The sequence below is a fragment of the Bradyrhizobium sp. P2_E8 genome (assembly GCF_056403875.1).
Genome location: NZ_JBFUES010001903.1, coordinates 1 through 552 on the forward strand (window position 1 = coordinate 1; position 552 = coordinate 552).

General features: G+C 65.9%; 1 protein-coding gene. It reads right to left on the bottom strand.

Features of this window, described 5'->3' with window-relative positions; all coding sequences use genetic code 11:
- A partial coding sequence (locus AC1D00_RS44610) for a glycosyltransferase (protein ID WP_477015146.1) occupies nucleotides 1–326 on the bottom strand: 326 nt, incomplete at its 3' end.
- Between the last annotated feature and the right edge of the window lie 226 nt (nucleotides 327–552).

Consider the following 552-nt stretch of genomic DNA (forward strand, 5'->3'; position numbering starts at 1 on the left):
GCGTCGATCACAGCGACAAAGGGCGCGCTGGAGGCCAGGATGCCCTCGATGCAGGCGCCGGACAGGCCGCGGCGGCCGATGCGGCGGACACAGCGCACGCGGCTGTCACGCTGCGCCAGCGCGCGCACGACGTCCCAGGTGCCGTCGGGTGAATTGTCGTCAACGAACACGACCTCCCAGGCGACGTTGGGGAGCGTCGCCTCCAGGCGCCGGTAGAGCACCGTGACGTTGTCGCGCTCGTTGAAGGTCGGGACGATGACCGACAGTTCCGGCCCCTCTTGAGCCTGGGGCGGGTTGTCGGAGCCCGGTCTGATCGCTTCATTCATGACGGCAGCGTATATCCGCCGCGTCCTGCGCTGCCAAGCCGGGGTTTCCAAGGGGAAGGGCCAAAAAGGGCCCCCAAAATGCCAACGACCCCGGAACGGCGGACCGCGCGTACATCCGGCGCGGCCTGAGCTATTCCAAGGTCGTTCCAGCGCCGGAGTTTATCTCTCAACGTCGCCGTTAAAGACTAGATGGGGACTGCAAGGCCGCTTTTCAAGGGGCAAAAGC